This is a genomic window from Micromonospora sp. NPDC048040, from assembly GCF_055587185.1.
On the sequence record NZ_JBVJGT010000011.1, the window covers coordinates 1 to 18,665 of the forward strand.

An 18,665-nucleotide genomic window follows, 5' to 3' on the forward strand; every position below is an offset into this window, starting at 1 on the left:
AAGCCGAGGAAACACCGCACACGGTTCCTGGAGTTCTGCCGCTACCTACGCAGCCTGCACCCACCGCAGACCCGCATCGCGATCGTGCTCGACAAGTCGGCGTCCGTGCGGTGGGTCCAAACCCACCCCGCTGGCCTTGCCATCCCGTCCGCCGCCGACCCGCCCTCCTGGAGAGCGGGCCGCCGCCCGGTCCGCCACGTCAAGCGGACCTTGACGCACGGACGGACGCTGGCGGGCCGGGCGACGGTCTGCTCGGCTCGCCCGGGTCGTCGGCATCTGGGAACTGCCGCCCCGCCAGTGGTTTCACTCGAAGCTGATCCGTGGCCGGGCTGCGCGCGGCGGCCGGGGTCGCGTCGGGCGGACAGGCAGGACGATGGTTGGCCCTGGCCGATGCGATCCTCGCCGACGCGGCAGCCCACGGGCAGCATCCGTCCGGGCGTTGGCAGCGAGCGTACGACGACAGGCGGGTCGACGCCGCGTTGCTCTTTCCCGGCATCCGGGGCGCGGCGCCGGCAGGGGACGCGCGGACCGAGGCGACCCGGCGGGCGATCCTGGCGGAGCTGGAATGCGACGGATACCTGTACCGGTTCCGCCCCGACAGCCGCCCACTGGGGGACGCCGAGGGAGCGTTCCTGCTCTGCGGTTTCGCGGCCGCGATGGCCGCCTGGCAGGCCGGCGACGTCGTGGGGGCGAACCGGTGGTTCGAGCGGAGAGCCGGGCCGCCTGCGGCCCGGTGGGCCTCTTCACCGAGGAGTACGACGTGCAGCAGCGGCAGTTGCGCGCGAACCTGCCCCAGGCGTTCGTGCATGCGCTGATGTTGGAGACGGCGGTAACCTGAATCAGGCGGCACCCTGCCCATCGGCCGGCTGAGCGGTCTACCCGCCGCCCGCGCCCGAGATGAGTGCCAGCCCGGTCTCCGGGTCCACCCGCTTGGCCAACTCAGGCGCCACCTCGGAGATCATCACCTCCAGCGTCGGCCACACCCGGCCCCGGAGCAGGTGCCCGCCCACGGTGCTGCCGTCGGCGCGGCCGAGCACCGCGTGCACGTGCAGCGCCGGCTCCCCGCCCCGCTCGGCAACGTCGCCGAGCAGGGAGAGCACCTCGACCTGCTCGCGTACCGGGATCGGTCGGTAGTCGCCGGTCTCCCGGTCGAACCACCCGACCTCGGCGTCGGCGAAACCGCCGACGGCGGTCACCCGGGCGGCGTGTATCCGATGCTCGCGCAGCGCCGCCCCCACGGCCTCGACCGCCTCCTCCCCCTTGTCGCAGACGACCACGAGGACCCGCCCGGTCTGGTGGTGCAGCTCGTGCGCCCTCATCGCCGACCGTCCCGCCGCCAGCCGGCCGGCCGGGCGGTCACCGTGCTGCCCCGACCGGTCGGGCGAGCACTGGTGTGCCAGGCCGGCACCGCCGTCGTCGCGTCCATCGCACCCTTTCCTCTCTCCGGCGCAGCCTCAGCCCACCCGGTACCGCTCCGCCTCGGCGGCACGCAGCTCCAGCCCGTGGCCCGGCCGGTCCAGCGGCACCGCGGCCCCGCCTCCCGCCGCGGACACCGCACCGTCGAAGAGCATCGCCTCGATCCGGACGTGGTCGTGGAACCACTCGATGTGGCGCAGGTTCGGCGTCGCTGCCGCCACGGCCAGGTGCTGGTGGGGCGCACAGTGCGCGGACACCTCCAGGCCCGAGGCGGCGGCCACCGCCGCCGCCCGAAGGAATTCGCTGATGCCACCGCACCGGGTGACGTCGATCTGCAGGCAGTCGACGTACGGGGCCATCCGATGGAAGTAGACGAGGTCGAAGCCGTACTCCCCCGCCGCGACGTCGGGCAGCACCTGGTCGCGGACCAGCCCGAGGCCGACCAGGTCGTCCGAGCTGACCGGTTCCTCGTACCAGCGCACGTCGAGGTCGGCCGCGGCCCGGGCCATCCGTACCGCCTGCTTGCGCTGGTACCCGCCGTTCGCATCGACGTACAACTCGGCGTCGTCGCCGATGGCGCGCCGGGCGGCCACCATCCGGGCCAGATCCCGCGGCGCGTCGGTGCCCCCGGACTCGCCAATCTTGATCTTGACCCGTGGGATGCCCTCGTCGTGCACCCAGCCGGAGAGCTGCCGGTGCTGCCGCTCGGCGTCGTAGGTGGTGAATCCGCCGCTGCCGTAGACCGGCACCTGCCGACGGGCGGTGCCGAGCAGCCGGGCCAACGGCAGGCCGTGCCGGCGGGCCTTGAGGTCCCAGACCGCGCAGTCGGCTGCGGAGAGCGCCAGGCCGGCGATTCCGGGCCGCCCGGCGTTTCTCAGCCGCCGCCGCATGGCCGACCACGCAGCCGGCACGTCGTCCGGGTCGAGTTCGGCCACCACGGGCGCGAGCAGATCCGTGACGACCGGAACCACCGCTGCTGGCCCGTACGTCCAGCCGGTGCCCACCTGGCCGTCGGCCTCCGCGCGGACCAGCACCATGGTGGTGCTGTCCCAGGCGAAGGTGCCGTCGCCCTCGGGCGCGTCGGTCGGTACCCGGTACGCCGCCGCGCTCAGCCGCACCGCCGTCACCGCCCCCGGCGGCGACTGGCCAGCGCGGCGACCGGCGCCAGCGCGGCCAGCCCGACGAGGCTGGTGGCGAGCAGGCGGGCAGCCCGGGAGGGCCGCTGCGGGCGTTGCCCCCACCCCTGCTCGGGGCGGGCGGTCACCCGCTCACCACGCAGGCCGGCCCGCAGCAGCTCGGCGAGGTGGATCGCGGAGCGGCCGCCGTTGGCGCTCTGCTCGACCTGCGTACGGCAGCTGAAGCCGTCGGCCAGGATGACGTCCGTGTCGGCGGCACCCCGGACGGCCGGCAGCAGAACCCGCTCGGCGCAGGCCGCGGAGACCTCGTAGTGCCCCGCCTCGAAGCCGAAGTTGCCGGCCAGCCCGCAGCAGCCCGAGTCGAGGAGTTCGGCCTGGACCCCCGCATCGGTGAGCACCGCCTGGTCCGCGGTGGTGCCGAGGACGGCGTGCTGATGGCAGTGGGTCTGGATCAGTGCGTGCGCGGACAGCTTCGGCGCCTGCCATCCGGGGCTGTGGTCGTGCAGCAGCTCGGCCAGGGTGACGGTCTGCTGCCGCAGACGGTGCACGTCCTCGTCGTCGGGGAAGAGTTCCCGGGCGTCGCTGCGGAACACCGCGGTGCAGCTCGGTTCCAGCCCCACGATCGGGGTGCCGGCCCGCAGGTGGGGTCGGAGCACCTCCACCGTCCGCCGCAGCACCTTCTTCGCCATGCCGAGCTGTCCCGTGGAGATCCAGGTGAGCCCGCAGCAGACCGGCTGCTCCGGCACCCGGACCCGCCAGCCCGCCGCCTCCAGCACCTCCACGGCCGCCTGGGCGATGCCCGGCTGGAGGTGGTTGGTGAAGGTGTCCGGCCAGAGCATCACCTCGCCGCGCCAGCCGTCGCCGGTCGGCCAGCGGTCCGCGAACCAGTGCTGGAAGGTCTCGGTGGCGAAGACCGGGATCTCCCGGCGCTGGTCGATGCCGCCGACCAGCTTGGCGAGCCGGCTCAGCCCGGGCGCCTGGGCCAGCGCGTTCACCACCCGGGGCGCCCGGGCGGCGACCGTGGCCACCGCCGGCAGCCAGCCCATCGAGTAGTGCGGGCGGGGCCGGAGCCGGCCCTGGTAGTGATGGGACAGGAACTCCGCCTTGTACGTCGCCATGTCCACGTTGACCGGGCAGTCGGACTTGCAGCCCTTGCAGGCCAGGCAGAGGTCGAGCGCGTCGCGGACCGCCTCGGAGCGCCAACCGTCGGAGATGGTGCCGCCGCGGGCGGTGCCGTCGAGCATCTCGAACAGCAGGCGCGCCCGACCCCGGGTGGAGTGCTCCTCCTCCCGGGTGACCATGTAGGACGGGCACATCACCCCGCCGTGCTCTCGCCGGCACTGGCCGACGCCCACGCAGCGCAGCACCGCCCGGCCGAAACTGCCGTCGTCGTCCGGATAGTGGAAGTGGGTCGCCACCTGGCCGTGGTTGTAGTCGACGCCGAGCCGCAGGTGGCTGTCCAACGGGTAGGAGGCCACCAGCTTGCCCGGGTTCATCCGGTCGTCCGGATCGAAGATCGCCTTGAACTGCCCGAACGCGCTGACAAGCCGGTCGCCGAACATCTTCGGCAGCAGCTCGCCGCGGGACTGCCCGTCGCCGTGCTCTCCGGAGAAGGAGCCCCCGTAGGAGACCACCAGATCCGCGGCACGCTCGACGAACGAGCGGAACTGCCGCACCCCCTCGGCGGTCGTCAGCTTGAACGGGATGCGGGTGTGGACGCAGCCCTGCCCGAAGTGCCCGTAGAGCGAGGCCTGTTCGAAGCCGTACTCGCGGAACAGCGCGTCGAGATCGCGCAGGTAGTCGCCGAGCCGTTCGGGAGCGACGGCCGAGTCCTCCCAGCCCTCCCAGGTGTCGGGTTCACCCGGCACCCGGGCGGTGGCACCGAGTCCGGACTCGCGGACCAGCCACATCTGGCGCTCGTCTGCCTCATTGTCGTACCGGTGCGCGGTCGGCCCGCCGTCGCGGCACAAGTCGTTGATCATCCGCTCGGCCGCGGCGTCGGCCTCCTCGCGGGTGTCGCCACCGAACTGCACCATCAGCCAGCCGCCGCCCGCGGGCAGCTTGTGCAGCGCCTCCGGGTGCAGGTGCTTACGCTTCTCGAAGTTGACCAGCTTGTCGTCGAGCCCCTCCAACGCGATCGGGTCGTACGGCAGGACCCGCGGCACGTCGTCTCCGGCGGCGGCGATGTCCGGGTACGACAGGAACACCATCGACTTGGCCCGTGTCACCGGCACCAGCATCAAGCGGGCCCGCAGCACGGTGACCAGCGTCCCCTCGGAGCCGACCAACGCCTGTGCGACGTGGAAGTTCTTCTCCGGCAGCAGGCTGTCCAGGTTGTATCCGGAGACCCGGCGCGGGATGCGCGGGTAGCGGGTGCGGATGTCGCTCTGGTACTCGTCGCGCAGCGCCCGCAGTTGGCGGTAGATCTCGGCCTGCCGGCCGCCCCGTCGCTCGATCTCGGCGTACTCCTCGTCGCTGGTCTCGCCGACCCACATCCGGGTGCCGTCGTAGAGCAGTACCTCCATCTCGACAAGGTTGTCGACCACCTTGCCGCTGCGCTGCGCGGTGGAGCCACAGGAGTTGTTGCCGATCATCCCGCCGATGGCGCAGTGGCTGTGGGTGGACGGGCGCGGCCCGAACTCCAGCCCGTGCGGTGCCAGCAACTCGTTGAGCGTGTCGAGCACGATGCCGGGCTCCACCAGGCAGGTGCCGGCCTGCGGGTCGACCTCCAGCAGCCGGTTGCAGTACTTCGACCAGTCGATGACCACCGCCACGTTGGTCACCTGTCCCCCCAGGCTGGTACCGCCGCCCCGGGAGAGCACCGGCGCGCGGTGGCGGCGGCAGACGGCGACCGCGGCCACCGCCGCCTCGACGGTGCGGGGCACCACCAGGCCGAGCGGCACCTGGCGGTAGTTGGAACCACCGGTGGCGTACGCGGCCCGTGCGCCGGCGTCGAAGCGCACCTCCCCGTCCACCTCGGCGCGCAGGTCCGCGGCGAGCGCGGCCAGGTCGACGTCGTACGCCGGCTCGGGCGGCCGCACGACGGGCCCGGGCAGGGACACCGGCTCCGTGGCCGGAGCTGCCCTCCGTGCCGTGCCGGTGACGCGCCGGGTCATGACCGCAGCTCGTTGATCTTGTCTCGGGCCACGGTGGCGAGGGTGGCGACCTTGTGCGGCTGGCCCCGCAGGAACGCCTCGGTGAAGTGCTTGGCCTGTTCGTACCGGACCTTGCCGGGCATCGGCGGTTCGTCCGGGTTGACGTCACAGTCGACCAGCGCCGGGCCCGGATGGGCCAACGCCCCACGGATCGCGTCCGGCACCGCCTTCGGGTCGGTGACCTTCACGCCGTACCCACCGCAGGCCCGTGCCCACGCGCCGAAGTCGGCCTCGGGCTGCCGGTGCCGCACCGCGTACTCCGGGTAGCCGAGGACGATCTGCTCCCAGAGGATCTGGCCGTACGAGTTGTTGTTGTTGATCACCACCTTGATCGGCAGCTCGTGCCGCACGGCGGTGAGGAACTCGGCCATCAACATGGCGAAGCCGCCGTCGCCGACGAACGCGATGACCTGCCGGCCGGGGAACGCGTGCTGCATGGCGATCGCGTACGGCAGGCCCGGCGCCATGGTGGCCAGGTTGCCGGAGAGGTAGAACTCGCGGCCGCCGCGGATGGTCCAGTGCCGCGCCGCCCAGGTGGCGATCGTGCCGGAGTCGCAGGTGAGGATGGCGTCCGAGGTGGCGGCCGCGTCGATGCAGCTGATCAGGTACTGCGGGGCGATCGGATCCCGTCCCGGGTCCTGCAGGGCGATCATGTCCGCGCGCCAGGCGTCCCGCGCCCGCTGGTACTTCGTCAGGAAGGACCGGTCCGAGCGGGCCTGGAGCATCGGCAGCAGCTGCTGCAACGCCAGCTTCGCGTCCGCGGTCACCGCCGCCTGCACCGGCAGGCGCAGGCCGATCAGGCTCGCGTCGATGTCGATCTGGACCACCTTGGCCTGCCCCGGCGCGGGCAGGTACTTCCCGTACGGGAAAGAGGTGCCCACCATCAGCAGGGTGTCGCACTCCTCCATCAGCTCCTCGCTCGGCTTCGTGCCGAGCAGGCCGAGGCCGCCGGTGGTGAGCGGATGGTCGTCCGGCACCACCAGCTTGCCGGGCAGGGTCTTGACGATCGGGCTGGCCAGTGCCTCGGCCACCGCGAGCACCTCGTCCCGGGCGTGGCGGGCGCCGACGCCCACCAGCATGGCCACCCTCTTCCCGGCGTTGAGCACCTCCGCCGCCCGGGCCAGGTCGACCTGCGCCGGCGCCACCGGCGGCTGCGACACCACGGCGCTGCTCGCGGGTGGCACCCCCGGGCTGACGTGCCGGTAGGGGTCCTCGCCGACGGCGGCGACCTGCACGTCGTTGGGGAAGGTCAGATGGGCGACGCTGCGCCGCGCCAGGGCGTGCCGGATGGCGATGTCGACCACGCCGGGCACCTGCTGGGGGTTGGTGACCATCAGGTTGTACGCCTCCGCCACGTCCTGGAAGAGCAGCGCCGTGTGTACCTCCTGCTGGTAGTGGGAGCCGAGCACCGACGTCTCCTGCATGCCGGTGATGGCGAGCACCGGGACGTGGTCGAGCTTGGCGTCGTAAAGCCCGTTGAGCAGGTGGATTGCGCCCGGCCCGGAGGTGGCGGCGCACACCCCGATCCGGCCGGTGGCCTTGGCGTACCCGGTGGCCATGAAGGCCGCCGCCTCCTCGTGGTGCACCAGCACGAACCGCAGCCTCTCCCGCTGCCGACGAAAGCCCTCCATCAGGCCGTTGATGCCGTCGCCGGGGAGGCCGAAGACGGTGTCGACGCCCCACTCCACCAGTCGTCGGGCAAGGCCTTCGCCTACGATCTCCTGCACGTCACGCCTCCTGAATCCGTACCCCGCGGTCCGGACGGCCACCCGACATCCGATCCGTCGCGAGCTACCCGTGACGATTCGCGGCAAACGTCCGACCTGACGTTTTCGGCAGAGCGGCGGTGACATGCCGGACGGATGCCGCCGGGAGGATGCCGCCGGACGAAGACCCGTGGGCGGCGGCCACGGCGGCGAGGTGCGCAGGGTGCAGCTCGGCCAGGGCCGGGCGGCCCGCGACCGCTCAGCCGCGGCGGCGACGCGAGATCAGCAGGCCGAGGACCAGACCCGCCAGGAGCAGCGCGATCTGCTTACCGGAGACCGACGACTTCAACTGACCAAGTCCTCTCCTGGGGTCGACGAGGGTGCCCGCGGCGTCACCAATCCTTCCGACGATCGCGTCGTCGATCCGACTCCGTCTCATCGCCCACCGTCCATTCCTGTGTGCGGCCCCCGCATCCTGCCGGCGGTACCCGACGCTCCGCCCGGCAAACGAGGTGAGAACCAGCGCCACGGCCGATCCGCTGCGGATCTGGTTCAGCGCCCCAGCTCGTCGCGGGCGGCCGAGGAACCGGCCGGCACCACCCGGCCGGCGGTGCTGGACACCGCGTCGCGTACCTCGTCCGCCAGGCGGGCGGACCTTCCGCCCGCCGCACGCAGCCGATCCAGGCCCGCGGCGCCGAGGAACACAGCAGCGGCCACGTACCCGGCGGTCATCCCGGCAGCCGCCAGCCGTCGCGGCAGGAACGCCTCCAACATCCGCAGCGAGGTCGCCGAGGCCGCCCCGACAGCCAGCACCGCACACCCTCCGGCGGCGGCCAGCAGCACGAAGCCGAGCCCGGCTGGACGAGCGGCGTCCGCGAGCTGGGTGCGTACCGCTCGAACCTCCTCGCGTACCACCTCGGCCACGTCCTCCGCCAGGCGGTCGGTGGGACTGGCTGGTCGGCCGCCATCCCCGGGCTGGTTCGCCATGCCCATCGGGCCTCCCCCTCGGCTCGTCTCGGCGCGGTCGGGTACCCCGAAACAGCGCCCCCATTCGCTCCCGTCCCACAGCGGCGGCTGGGGGATCGCGCAGCACGAGCCAGGCGGAGACGGCGGCGTACGACTCACCGCTACGCCGGGAACCGCTCGCGCCGCGTCAGCACCGCGTATCCCGAGACCGCCGCCGGTCCCGGCACCGGCATGGAAGCGGCGGAAGCCCGCGTCGGTGAACGCGTTCGCCATCGCGTTGATCCACCGGGTACGTGTGGCCGAGAATCGACGCCGTGGAAGACGTGGGTATCTCTCAGGACTGGGTCCCATTGCTGGGCCAACTTGACCGGCATGTGTCTTCCGGGCGGCTCTCGCCGGACACCGCGGCGTTGTCCGATCTGATGAGCATCTATCAGGTGCCGGGGGTCAGCATCGCCGTCGGCCACGTGAGCGGGCGGGTGTGGGCGGCGGGGTATGGCGTCACGGGTGGCGAGACGTCGATGCCGGTGACCGCGGGCACCGCGTTTGCGGCCTGCTCGATCAGTAAGCATGTCGCCGCGTTCGGCGCATTGCTACTGGTCCAGGAAGGTGTCCTGGACCTGGACACCGACATCGGCGAGTACCTCACCTCGTGGCAACTACTCGACCGCGAGGGTCAACAACCGGGAGTTACGTTACGACAACTGCTGGCACACACGGCGGGTTTGTCCGACACCTGGTACCGCGGCTATGCCGCTGATCGCGCCCCGTCGCTGTTGCAGGTCCTGGAAGGCAGCGGCTCGACGACCACTCCACCGGTTCGGTCGACCCTGTTGCCGGGTAGCCGCTTCCGGTACTCGGGCAGCCACTACTCCGTGCTCCAGCAGCTGATGGTGGACGCGACCGGAACCCCGTTCGAGGACCTCATGCAAACTCTGGTGCTGGAACCGGTCGCCATGACCGACAGCAGCTTCGACCAGCAGTTTCCGCACCAGCGACCGCATCTGGTGGCTCGTGGCCATCACGGGGGCGGCACCGGGATTCCCGGCGGTTGGCGAGTGCAACCGGAGACGGCCGCAGCTGGACTGTGGAGCACCCCGACCGACCTGCTCCGGCTCGACCTCGAGATCGCCCGGGCGGCCTCGGGAGACTCGACGCTGCTCGACCCCGACCTGGCCACCGAGATGTGGACACCGCAGATTCCTGCCGGCAGCTACGGGCTCGGCACCGAGGTTGACGACCGCGCCGGGCGCCGGCGTGTCGGACACACCGGGTTGAACGTTGGCTATACCTGCTTTTCCTACGTGTGGCCCGACAGCGGCACCGCAGTCGCTGCGATGACCAACTCGGAGGATGGATGGGAGCTGCTGGCCAGCATCCGCGCCGCCGCGGACCGTCAGTACGCCACCAGCATCACAGCCGCGCCGCCCAGTGACGTGACGGGCCGCTACGTCCTACACGACGGTTACCCGATCGACATCGCGGTCACCAACGGCCAACTGACCTTCACCGCCGCTGCCCAGCAACCGGTTGTACTACTGGCAGAACCAGACGGGCGCTACCTACACCCAGGACTCGACCTGGAAGTCCGGTTCCTACAGACCAACAACCAGCCTTACATCCTGGAACTGCGGCAGGAGGGAGTCACGCAAACCGCGACGCCATCAACCAAGCAACCCAAATAGCCGAGTAACACCTGTGCTCGCGGCGGCCAACGATGTGCTGGCCTCTGTTCGTATACGAGTCGCGGATCAACCCCGATCCGTTGCGCTGCCATGCGTGAGTTACTTGGCGTTGAAGTAGCTCGCCTCCGGGTGGTGCACCACGATCGCGTCCGTGGCCTGCTCCGGCATCAACTGGAACTCCTCCGACAACTGCACGCCGATCCGCTCCGAGCCCAGCAGCTCCACGATCTTCGCGCGGTCCTCCAGGTCCGGACAGGCCGGGTAGCCGAACGCGTACCGGCAGCCCCGGTAGTCGGTGCGCAGCAGCCCCGCCAGGTCGGCCGGATCGTCGTCGGCCACGGTACGGCCGCCCGGCAGGGTCAACTCGGACCGGATCCGCCGGTGCCAGTACTCCGCCAGGGCCTCGGTGAGCTGCACGGACAGCCCGTGCACCTCCAGGTAGTCGCGGTATTCGTTGCGGGCGAACAGCTTGGCGGCGTACTCGCTGACCGGCTGGCCCACCGTGACCAGCTGCAACGCCACCACGTCCAGCTCGTCGCCGCGCGGGCGGAAGAAGTCGGCCAGACAGAGCCGCCGCTCCTGGCGCTGCCGGGGGAAGGAGAACCGGGCCCGCTCGGCGTGCCCGTTCTCGTCCAGCACCACCAGGTCGTTGCCCTCGGCGTACGCCGGGAAGTAGCCGTACACGACGGCGGCCTCAAGCACCTGGTCGGCGATGAGACGGTCCAGCCAGTAGCGCAGCCGCGGCCGACCCTCGGTCTCCACCAGCTCCTCGTAGGACGGTCCCTTGCCGCCCCGCGCGCCGCGCAGCCCCCACTGCCCGAGGAAGGTGGCCCGCTCGTCGAGCAGCGCCGCGTAGTCCGCGAGCGGCACGCCCTTGACGACCCTGGTGCCCAGGAACGGCGGGGCGGGCACCTCGACGTCGGTGGCCACGTCGGAGCGGACCGAGGCGTCGTCCAGCGCCGGCAGCGCCTCGCTGACGATCGCCCGCTGCCGCTCGCGGCGGGCCCGGCGGGCCGCCAGGGCCGCCTCCCGCTCGGCGTCGATCACGGGCGCCCCGCCACGCTTGGCGGTCATCACCCGGTCCATCAGGGACAGCCCCTCGAAGGCGTCCCGGGCGTAGTGCACCTGGCCGGGGAACATCGCCCGCAGGTCGTCCTCGACGTACGCCCGGGTCAGCGCCGCCCCGCCCAGCAGCACCGGCCAGCGCTCCGCGACCCCGCGCGAGGCCATCTCGGCCAGGTTCTCCTTCATGATCACGGTGCTCTTGACCAGCAGGCCGGACATGCCGATGGCGTCGGCCCGGTGCTGCTCGGCGGCCTCCAGGATCGCGTTGATCGGCTGCTTGATGCCGATGTTGACGACCTCGTAACCGTTGTTGGACAGGATGATGTCGACCAGGTTCTTGCCGATGTCGTGCACGTCGCCCCGCACGGTGGCTAGCACGATGCGGCCCTTGCCGCCGTCCTCGGCGGTCTCCATGTGCGGCTCCAGGTAAGCCACCGCGGTCTTCATCACCTCGGCGGACTGGAGCACGAACGGCAGCTGCATCTGGCCCGAGCCGAACAACTCGCCGACGACCTTCATGCCGTCGAGCAGGATGTCGTTGATGATGGACAGCGGGCTGCGCCCCTGCGCCATCGCCGCGTCCAGGTCGGCCTCCAGGCCGTTGCGCTCGCCGTCGATGATCCGCCGCTTGAGCCGCTCCTCCAGCGGCAGCGCGGCCAGTTCCTCCGCCCGGCCGGCCCGCGCCGACGCGGCATCCACGCCCTCGAAGATCTCGATGAACTTCTGCACCGGGTCGTAGCCCTCGCGGCGCCGGTCGTAGACGAGGTCCAGCGCCACCTCCCGTTGCTCGTCGGGGATCTTGTTGAACGGCAGGATCTTGCTGGCGTGCACGATGGCGCTGGTCAGGCCGGCCTGGCGGCACTCGTGCAGGAAGACCGAGTTGAGCACCTGCCGGGCGGCCGGGTTGAGCCCGAAGGAGACGTTGGAGATGCCGAGGGTGAAGTTGACGCCCGGCCAGCGGCGGGCGATCTCCCGGATCGCCTCGATCGTCTCGATGCCGTCGCGCCGGGTCTCCTCCTGGCCGGTGGCGATCGGGAAGGTCAGCGCGTCGATCAGGATGTCCGCGCGGTCCATCCCCCACCGCACGGTGAGGTCCTCGATCAGCCGGCCCGCGACCCGCACCTTCCAGTCGGCGGTCCGCGCCTGCCCCTCCTCGTCGATGAGCAGCGCCACCACGGCGGCTCCGTGCTCCTTGACGATCGGCATCACCCGCGCGTACCGGGATTCGGGGCCGTCCCCGTCCTCGAAGTTGACCGAGTTGACCACGCACCGCCCGCCGAGCATCTCCAGCCCCGCCTCGATCACCGCCGGCTCGGTCGAGTCCAGCATGATCGGCAGGGTGGAGGCGGTGGCGAAGCGGCCGGCGAGTTCCCGCATGTCCTGCGTGCCGTCGCGGCCGACGTAGTCGACGCACAGGTCCAGCAGGTGCGAGCCGTCGCGCGCCTGGCCACGGGCGATCTCCACGCAGGCCCGCCAGTCGCCGGCGAGCATGGCCTCGCGGAACGCCTTGGAGCCGTTGGCGTTGGTCCGCTCCCCCACCATCAGCAGGGAGGCGTCCTGGGCGAACGGCACCGGGTGGTAGACCGACGAGACCCCCGCCTCGTGCCGCGCCTCGCGGGGTACGGGGCTCGTGCCGTGCAGGCGCTCGGCCAGGACCCGGATGTGCTCGGGGGTGGTGCCGCAGCAGCCGCCGACCAGCGAGACGCCGTGCTCGGTGACGAACCGCTCCAGGGCGTCGGCCAGCTCCACCGGGGTCAGCGGGAAGTATGCCCCGTCCGCGGTCAGCACCGGCAGGCCCGCGTTCGGCATCACCGACAGCGGGATCCGGGAGTGCTGGGAGAGGTAGCGCACGTGCTCGCCCATCTCGGCCGGCCCGGTCGAGCAGTTCAGCCCGATCAGGTCGACCCCCAACGGCTCGATGGCCGCCAGCGCCGCCCCGATCTCGCTGCCCACCAGCATGGTGCCGGTGGTCTCCACGGCGACGTGGCAGATGATCGGGACCGTCCGGCCGAGCCGGGCCATCGCCCGCTTCGAGCCGACCACCGCGGCCTTGACCTGGAGCAGGTCCTGGCAGGTCTCCACGATCAGCGCGTCCGAACCGCCGTCGATCAGGCCCTCGGCGTTCTCCTGGTAGGCGTCGCGCAGGGTCGCGTAGGCGGCGTGCCCGAGGGTGGGCAGCTTGGTGCCCGGGCCGATCGAGCCGAGCACGAACCGGGGCCGCTCCGGCGTGGCGTACGCGTCGGCGGCCGCCCGGGCGATCCGCGCCCCCGCCTCGGAGAGCTCGCGGATGCGGTGCGGGATGTCGTACTCGCCGAGGTTGGCCAGGTTGGCCCCGAAGGTGTTGGTCTCGACGCAGTCCGCGCCGGCGGCCAGGTACGCCTCGTGCACCCCGCGGACCACGTCCGGCCTGGTGACGTTGAGGATCTCGTTGCAGCCCTCGTAGCCCTCGAAGTCGTCGAGGGTGAGGTCAGCCGCCTGCAGCATCGTGCCCATGGCGCCGTCGGCGATGAGGATCCGGTCTGCCAGCACGTCGAGCAATGAGGTCCGCACGGGGTTCAGGTTAGTGCCGCCGCGACCCGATGGGCTCCCCCGTGCTTGTCTTCCCACATTCTGTCAGCGGGATCACGCCGTCCGGTTCATCGCGCTATGACCGGCCGACGTCGGGCCCGACCGGCGCGGCCGACGGGCCGCTTCCCGCGCCGGGACGTAGGCTGACGGACGTGAAGGACAACAGCGACAGCACCACGCCCGGCGGGCGGGCGACCGGGTACGGTCCCGGCACCGCCCCCGACGAGCAGGGTGAGGTGACGGCGTGACCGAGTTCGACGGACTGCCGGTGCTGCGGTCCCCCGTGGCGATCGCCGCGTTCGAAGGTTGGAACGACGCCGCCGACGCGTCCACCGCCGCCGTGGAGCACCTGGAGCAGGTGTGGCAGGCCCGCCAGGTCACCGAGCTCGACCCGGAGGACTTCTACGACTTCCAGGTCAGCCGCCCCACCATCACGATGGCCGAGGGCGAGACCCGCCGGGTGGAGTGGCCCACCACCCGCTTCATGGTGGCCAGCCCCGAGGGCACCGAACGGGACGTGGTGCTGATCCGGGGCATCGAGCCGAGCATGCGGTGGCGCACCTTCTGCGAGCAGGTGCTGGAGATCTGCCACAGCCTGGAGGTCGAGCGCGTGGTCGTGCTCGGCGCCCTGCTGGCCGACGTGCCGTACACCCGGCCGCTGCCGATCAGCGGCAGCGCCTCCGACGCGGAGGCCGCGCAGCGCTACCAGCTCACCCCCACCCGCTACGACGGCCCGACCGGGATCGTGGGCGTGCTGCACGACGCCTGCAACCGCGCCGAGGTCGACGCGGTGTCGTTCTGGGTGCACGTGCCGCACTACGCCAACAACCCGCCCTGCCCGAAGGCCACCCTGGCCCTGCTGCACCGGGTCGAGGAGGTGCTCGACCTGCCGGTGCCGATGGCCGACCTCGCCGAGGAGGCCGCCGAGTGGGAGCAGCGGGTGCGCAGCGCCGCCGAGCAGGACGCCGAGCTCGGCGAGTACGTGCGCGAGTTGGAGGAACGCGTCGGCGACGCGGGCATCACCCCGCTGACGGGCGACGAGATCGCCCAGGAGTTCGAGAAGTACCTGCGCCGCCGTGGCGGCTCCGCCGGCCCGACCGCCGGCTCCTGGTAGCGCCTCTCCCCTGCCCGCCCCGGGCCCCGGACGCATGTCGTCCGGGGCCCTTTCCGCGTGTCCGGGGTGGCGCCGTCACCACCTCTACGGCATCCTAGGAACCTAGCTGTGATCGAGGAGGCGCGCATGCAGATCAATCCGGGGGCGGCCGAGTTCCCGCACCGACAGATCGCCGCGCAGCTCAAGGCGCAGATCCGCCGCGGCGACTGGGGGCCCGGCGAGCGGCTGCCGTCCATCCCGGCGATCGCCGAGATGTTCGGCGTGGCGAAGCAGACCGTGCAGCGGGCCGTCGACCAGCTGCGGGTCGAGGGCATCCTGATCACCAAGCCCGGCTCCGGGACGTACGTCCGGGGCACGCGGCGGCGGCTCAACCGGCTCTCCCGGGGCCGGTACGGCGGCTTCCGCGGCTACCACACCGACCTGGCCGCCCGGTACCGGCAGCAGCTCGTCTCGGTCGGCCGGGCCCCCGCCCCGCCCGAGGTGGCCGACGCGTTCGGCGTGGCCGACGGCACCGAGCTGCTCTGCCGGCGCCACCTCGTCCGCACCGAGGACTCGCCGGTCGAGGTGGGCGCCTCGTGGTTCCTGCCGGCCGACACCGCCGGCACGTCCCTGGAGCGCGCCGAGGCATTCGGCCGGCCGCTCTACCAGGAGGCCGAGGAGGCCACCGGCCGGCGGTACGTCTCGGCCACCGACACGATCAGTGCCCGCCAGCCCAGCCGGGAGGAGGCGGAGATCCTCCAGATCCGTCCCGACACCCCGGTGCTGCACCTACTGCACGTCGCGTACGACGGTCACCGCAAGCCGATCGAGGTCGCCCAGGCGACCTGGCCCGGCCCGGTCACCACGCTGACCGAGGAGTACAAGATCCCCTCCCCCGCCCCGGACCCGGACCCCGACCCGGGGCTGGTCCTGGGCTGACGCCGCCCCTCCCGCCCCTCCCGACCGCGCTCGTGCGCCTGCCGCCCGGCGAAGGCGGACACACGCCGCGCGCCAAGGGCCGACAGTGCAAGATCGCGGTCGGGACCGGGGCGTGGGAAGCGAGGGCTGGGTCAGAGGCGGATGCCCAGGAGGGCGTCGAGGGTGTCGGCGAAGAGAGTGGGGGCGGCCGGGTCGGTCGCGGTGCCGGCGAGGGCAGCCGCGGCCCACTCGTCGGCCAGCACCAGGGCGGCCGGCGAGTCGAGGTCGTCGGCGAGGCGGGCGCGTACGCCGGCCAGGAACGCCTCCCCCGACGGGCCGGCGGGCACGGCGGCGGCCTGCCGCCAGCGGGCCAGCCGCTGCTGCGCGGCCGCCAGCAGCTCGTCGGTCCAGGTGCGGTCGGCGCGGTAGTGCCCGGAGAGCAGTGCCAGCCGGACCGCCATCGGGTCGACCCGGTCGGCGCGCAGCCGGGAGACGAAGACCAGGTTGCCCCGGGACTTCGACATCTTCTCGCCGTCGAGGCCGATCATGCCGGCGTGCACGTAGTGGTCGGCGAACGGCGCCGCGCCGGTGAGCCGCTCGGCGTGCGCGGCGGAGCACTCGTGGTGCGGGAAGATCAGGTCGTTGCCGCCGCCCTGCACGTCGATCCGGTCGCCCAGCAGGTTGAGCGCGATCACCGCGCACTCGATGTGCCAGCCGGGGCGGCCGGAACCCAGGTCACCGCCCGGCCAGGAGGGCTCGCCCTCGCGGGCGCCGCGCCACAGCAGCGGGTCGAGCGGGTCGCGCTTGCCGGCCCGGTCGGGGTCGCCCCCGCGCTCGGGGAAGATCTCCAGCATCTGCTCGCGGGTCAGGTTGGACTCGTAGCCGAACCGGGGCGCGGCGGCGATGTCGAAGTAGACGTCGCCGGTGCCGTCCTCCAGGCGGTACGCGGCCCCCTCCTTGAGCAGCACGAGGACCTTCTCGGCGATGTCGGGGATGGACTCGACCGCGCCCACGTAGTGCGCCGGCGGGATGATCCGCAGCGCCTCCATGTCCTCCCGGAACAGGGCCGTCTCGCGCATCGCCAGGACCTTCCAGTCCTCGCCGTCGCGCTCGGCCCGCTCCAGCAGCGGGTCGTCGATGTCGGTGACGTTCTGCACGTAGCGCACGTCGAGGCCCGCGTCCCGCCACATCCGCTGCACGAGATCGAACGCGATCATGGTGGCGGCGTGGCCGAGGTGGGTCGCGTCGTACGGGGTGATGCCGCAGACGTACATGGTCGCGGTGCCGGACGGCTCGCTCGGCCGGACGCCCTGCCGCGCCGAGTCGAACAACGCCAGCGGCCCGCCCCTGCCCGGCAGCCGCGGCACCTCGTGTCCCACCCAAGAGTCCATGACCGTCAGCCTAACCAGCCGCCGGACCCGGACACGTCCACCCCACAAGTGATCATCACGACAGCCCGCCGAAGCGGTGCCGGGCGGTCACATGGGGGGCCAGGGCACCGCCGGCCAGTCCTGCGACGGCTGCGGGAAACAGCCGGTGTGGCGCATCCGGTCGACCCGGGCGGCCAGCTCGGCGATCTCCCCGATGGTGAGGTGGTCGGCCAGTTCCGCGCCGAGCGCGCCGGCGAGCTGACCGGCGAGCGCGTCGAGCATCTCCACGGCATCCCCCGGCAGCGGCCGGCCGGCCCAGCCCCAGAGCACCGTGCGCAGCTTCTCCTCGACGTGGAAGCTCACCCCGTGGTCCACGCCGTAGATCCGGTCGTCCGGGCCGACCAGCACGTGGCCGCCCTTGCGGTCGGCGTTGTTGATCACCGCGTCGAGCACCGCGAGGCGGGCCAGCCGCGGGTCGTCTGCGTGGGCGAGCGCGTAGGGCGTGCCGTCGTCGTCGCGGGCCGCGGCGATCGGGAACCAGCGGGGCGGCAGCGCGTCGGCCGGCACGAAGCCGACCAGCGGCTCGGCCTCCTCCGGCTCGTCGATCCAGAGCTGGCACGACCCCGGCCCCAACGGGCCGTCCCGCAGCACCGTGGGCGGGACCAGATCCCACCCGGTGGCCCGGGAGACCACGTACGCCGAGACCTCCCGGCCGGCCAGGGTGCCGTCGGGGAAGTCCCACAGCGGACGCTCACCCCGCACGGGCTTGTAGACGCACCGCGCGGTCGCCCCGTCGAGGGTCAGGATGCCGCGCAGGGTGGTGTTGGAGGCGTCGACGAGTCGCCCCTCCAGGTCGAGTCGGCCGTCGCGGAGCAACCGGAGCGCGGCGTCGCCGTCCTGTCGGGGCTGGAGTTCCGACGAGGTCACCGGTGATAACCGTTGTGGCGCGGGCAGAGGTGACCCGCCGGGTCGAGTGGCTGGCCGCACAGCGGGCAGGGCGGGCGGCCGGCGTTGACCACCCGTCGGGCCCGTTCGATGAACGCGCGGGTCGCCTCGGGGGTCAGCCGCACCCGGAGCCGGTCGAGGTCGTCGTCCGGCTCGTCGTCGACGTCCTCGTCGTCGTCCGGCTCGCCCAGCTCGACCTCGGCCTCCGCCTCGCCGGCGGCGATGGCCTCGATCACCACGGTCGCGGTGTCGACGTCGAAGGCCAGCCCGAGCGTGCCGACCCGGAACTCCTCGTCGACCGGCGTGTCCAGCGGGTCGTTGTCGCCGACGGCGGCCACCGGCTCGGGCAGCTCCACGCCGAAGCGGCGCTGCGCCTCGGAGAGCAGCTCCTCCAGCTTCTCGGCGAGCAGCGACACCTGGACCTTCTCCAGCGCGACGCTGACCAGCCGGCCGCCGCCGCGCGCCTGGAGGAAGAACGTGCGCTCCCCGGGCGGCCCGACGGTCCCGGCGACGAACCGCTCCGGCGGCTCGAAGGCGTGCACCTGGTGGGTCATACCCACGACCCTATCCGGCGCGCCACGGCACCGCGTACCCCACCGACGCGAATCGCCGCGCGCCCGCCGCGCCCGGCGGAGCGGCGGC

General features: G+C 72.4%; 13 protein-coding genes and 1 pseudogene. 4 read left to right on the forward strand and 10 right to left on the reverse strand.

The window, feature by feature from the left end; genetic code table 11:
* Nucleotides 1-271 precede the first annotated feature (271 nt).
* Nucleotides 272-870: pseudogene (locus ACZ6O2_RS13925) on the forward strand (glycoside hydrolase family 15 protein); the annotation flags it as partial.
* A gap of 5 nt (nucleotides 871-875) precedes the next feature.
* Here ACZ6O2_RS13925 and ACZ6O2_RS13930 read toward each other — a convergent pair.
* From ACZ6O2_RS13930 to ACZ6O2_RS13955, 6 genes are all read right to left on the reverse strand, one after another.
* Entirely contained in the window at nucleotides 876-1,319 is a 444-nt protein-coding gene (locus ACZ6O2_RS13930; protein WP_466023075.1) for a PPC domain-containing DNA-binding protein, read from the reverse strand.
* 135 nt (nucleotides 1,320-1,454) lie between these two features.
* Entirely contained in the window at nucleotides 1,455-2,534 is a 1,080-nt protein-coding gene (locus tag ACZ6O2_RS13935; RefSeq protein WP_466023076.1) for an enolase C-terminal domain-like protein, read from the reverse strand.
* Nucleotides 2,535-2,539: 5 nt separating this feature from the next.
* Entirely contained in the window at nucleotides 2,540-5,668 is a 3,129-nt protein-coding gene (locus ACZ6O2_RS13940; protein WP_466023077.1) for an FAD-binding and (Fe-S)-binding domain-containing protein, read from the reverse strand.
* Complete coding sequence (locus ACZ6O2_RS13945) at nucleotides 5,665-7,434, reverse strand: thiamine pyrophosphate-dependent enzyme (protein ID WP_466023078.1); 1,770 nt, start codon at nucleotides 7,432-7,434, stop codon at nucleotides 5,665-5,667. The genes ACZ6O2_RS13940 and ACZ6O2_RS13945 overlap by 4 nt, the downstream gene beginning before the upstream one ends.
* Before the next feature lie 238 nt (nucleotides 7,435-7,672).
* On the reverse strand, nucleotides 7,673-7,852 hold the full coding sequence (locus ACZ6O2_RS13950) for a hypothetical protein (protein WP_350704349.1): 180 nt from the start codon (nucleotides 7,850-7,852) through the stop codon (nucleotides 7,673-7,675).
* A 113-nt stretch (nucleotides 7,853-7,965) separates the two neighbouring features.
* Nucleotides 7,966-8,406 carry a phage holin family protein gene (locus ACZ6O2_RS13955; RefSeq protein WP_466023079.1) on the reverse strand — a complete coding sequence of 147 codons (441 nt, stop codon included), beginning with the start codon at nucleotides 8,404-8,406 and terminating at the stop codon, nucleotides 7,966-7,968.
* Between the two features lie 287 nt (nucleotides 8,407-8,693).
* Between ACZ6O2_RS13955 and ACZ6O2_RS13960 the strand changes: the two genes are divergently transcribed.
* On the forward strand, nucleotides 8,694-10,064 hold the full coding sequence (locus tag ACZ6O2_RS13960; RefSeq protein ID WP_466023080.1) for a serine hydrolase domain-containing protein: 1,371 nt from the start codon (nucleotides 8,694-8,696) through the stop codon (nucleotides 10,062-10,064).
* A 99-nt stretch (nucleotides 10,065-10,163) separates the two neighbouring features.
* On the opposite strand, the gene metH is transcribed toward ACZ6O2_RS13960, so the two are convergent.
* A complete protein-coding gene (metH, locus tag ACZ6O2_RS13965; RefSeq protein WP_466023081.1) occupies nucleotides 10,164-13,679 on the reverse strand; it encodes a methionine synthase in 3,516 nt (1,171 codons plus the stop codon).
* 262 nt (nucleotides 13,680-13,941) lie between these two features.
* Between metH and ACZ6O2_RS13970 the strand changes: the two genes are divergently transcribed.
* Both ACZ6O2_RS13970 and ACZ6O2_RS13975 read left to right on the forward strand, forming a co-directional pair.
* The gene (locus ACZ6O2_RS13970; RefSeq protein ID WP_357093678.1) at nucleotides 13,942-14,811 is read left to right on the forward strand and encodes a PAC2 family protein; all 870 of its coding nucleotides are present in this window, start codon (nucleotides 13,942-13,944) and stop codon (nucleotides 14,809-14,811) included.
* A gap of 126 nt (nucleotides 14,812-14,937) precedes the next feature.
* Complete coding sequence (locus ACZ6O2_RS13975) at nucleotides 14,938-15,729, forward strand: GntR family transcriptional regulator (protein ID WP_466023082.1); 792 nt, start codon at nucleotides 14,938-14,940, stop codon at nucleotides 15,727-15,729.
* A gap of 131 nt (nucleotides 15,730-15,860) precedes the next feature.
* On the opposite strand, the gene mshC is transcribed toward ACZ6O2_RS13975, so the two are convergent.
* The 3 genes from mshC to ACZ6O2_RS13990 form a co-directional block, all read right to left on the reverse strand.
* A complete protein-coding gene (gene mshC, locus ACZ6O2_RS13980) occupies nucleotides 15,861-17,099 on the reverse strand; it encodes a cysteine--1-D-myo-inosityl 2-amino-2-deoxy-alpha-D-glucopyranoside ligase (protein WP_350704361.1) in 1,239 nt (412 codons plus the stop codon).
* A gap of 87 nt (nucleotides 17,100-17,186) precedes the next feature.
* Nucleotides 17,187-18,005, reverse strand: coding sequence for an SCO1664 family protein (locus tag ACZ6O2_RS13985; protein ID WP_350704363.1), 819 nt, complete (start codon nucleotides 18,003-18,005; stop codon nucleotides 17,187-17,189).
* Nucleotides 18,002-18,577, reverse strand: a complete 576-nt coding sequence (locus tag ACZ6O2_RS13990) for a DUF3090 domain-containing protein (RefSeq protein ID WP_350704365.1) — start codon at nucleotides 18,575-18,577, stop codon at nucleotides 18,002-18,004. The genes ACZ6O2_RS13985 and ACZ6O2_RS13990 overlap by 4 nt, the downstream gene beginning before the upstream one ends.
* Between the last annotated feature and the right edge of the window lie 88 nt (nucleotides 18,578-18,665).

What these genes read in the sequence shown, in the direction of transcription:
- mshC (WP_350704361.1), bottom strand. Translation starts at nt 17,099, where the DNA reads ATGGACTCTTGGGTGGGACACGAGGTGCCGCGGCTGCCGGGCAGGGGC.
- ACZ6O2_RS13955 (WP_466023079.1), bottom strand. Translation starts at nt 8,406, where the DNA reads ATGGGCATGGCGAACCAGCCCGGGGATGGCGGCCGACCAGCCAGTCCC.
- ACZ6O2_RS13950 (WP_350704349.1), bottom strand. Translation starts at nt 7,852, where the DNA reads ATGAGACGGAGTCGGATCGACGACGCGATCGTCGGAAGGATTGGTGAC.
- ACZ6O2_RS13990 (WP_350704365.1), bottom strand. Translation starts at nt 18,577, where the DNA reads ATGACCCACCAGGTGCACGCCTTCGAGCCGCCGGAGCGGTTCGTCGCC.
- ACZ6O2_RS13940 (WP_466023077.1), bottom strand. Translation starts at nt 5,668, where the DNA reads ATGACCCGGCGCGTCACCGGCACGGCACGGAGGGCAGCTCCGGCCACG.
- ACZ6O2_RS13975 (WP_466023082.1), top strand. Translation starts at nt 14,938, where the DNA reads ATGCAGATCAATCCGGGGGCGGCCGAGTTCCCGCACCGACAGATCGCC.
- ACZ6O2_RS13930 (WP_466023075.1), bottom strand. Translation starts at nt 1,319, where the DNA reads ATGAGGGCGCACGAGCTGCACCACCAGACCGGGCGGGTCCTCGTGGTC.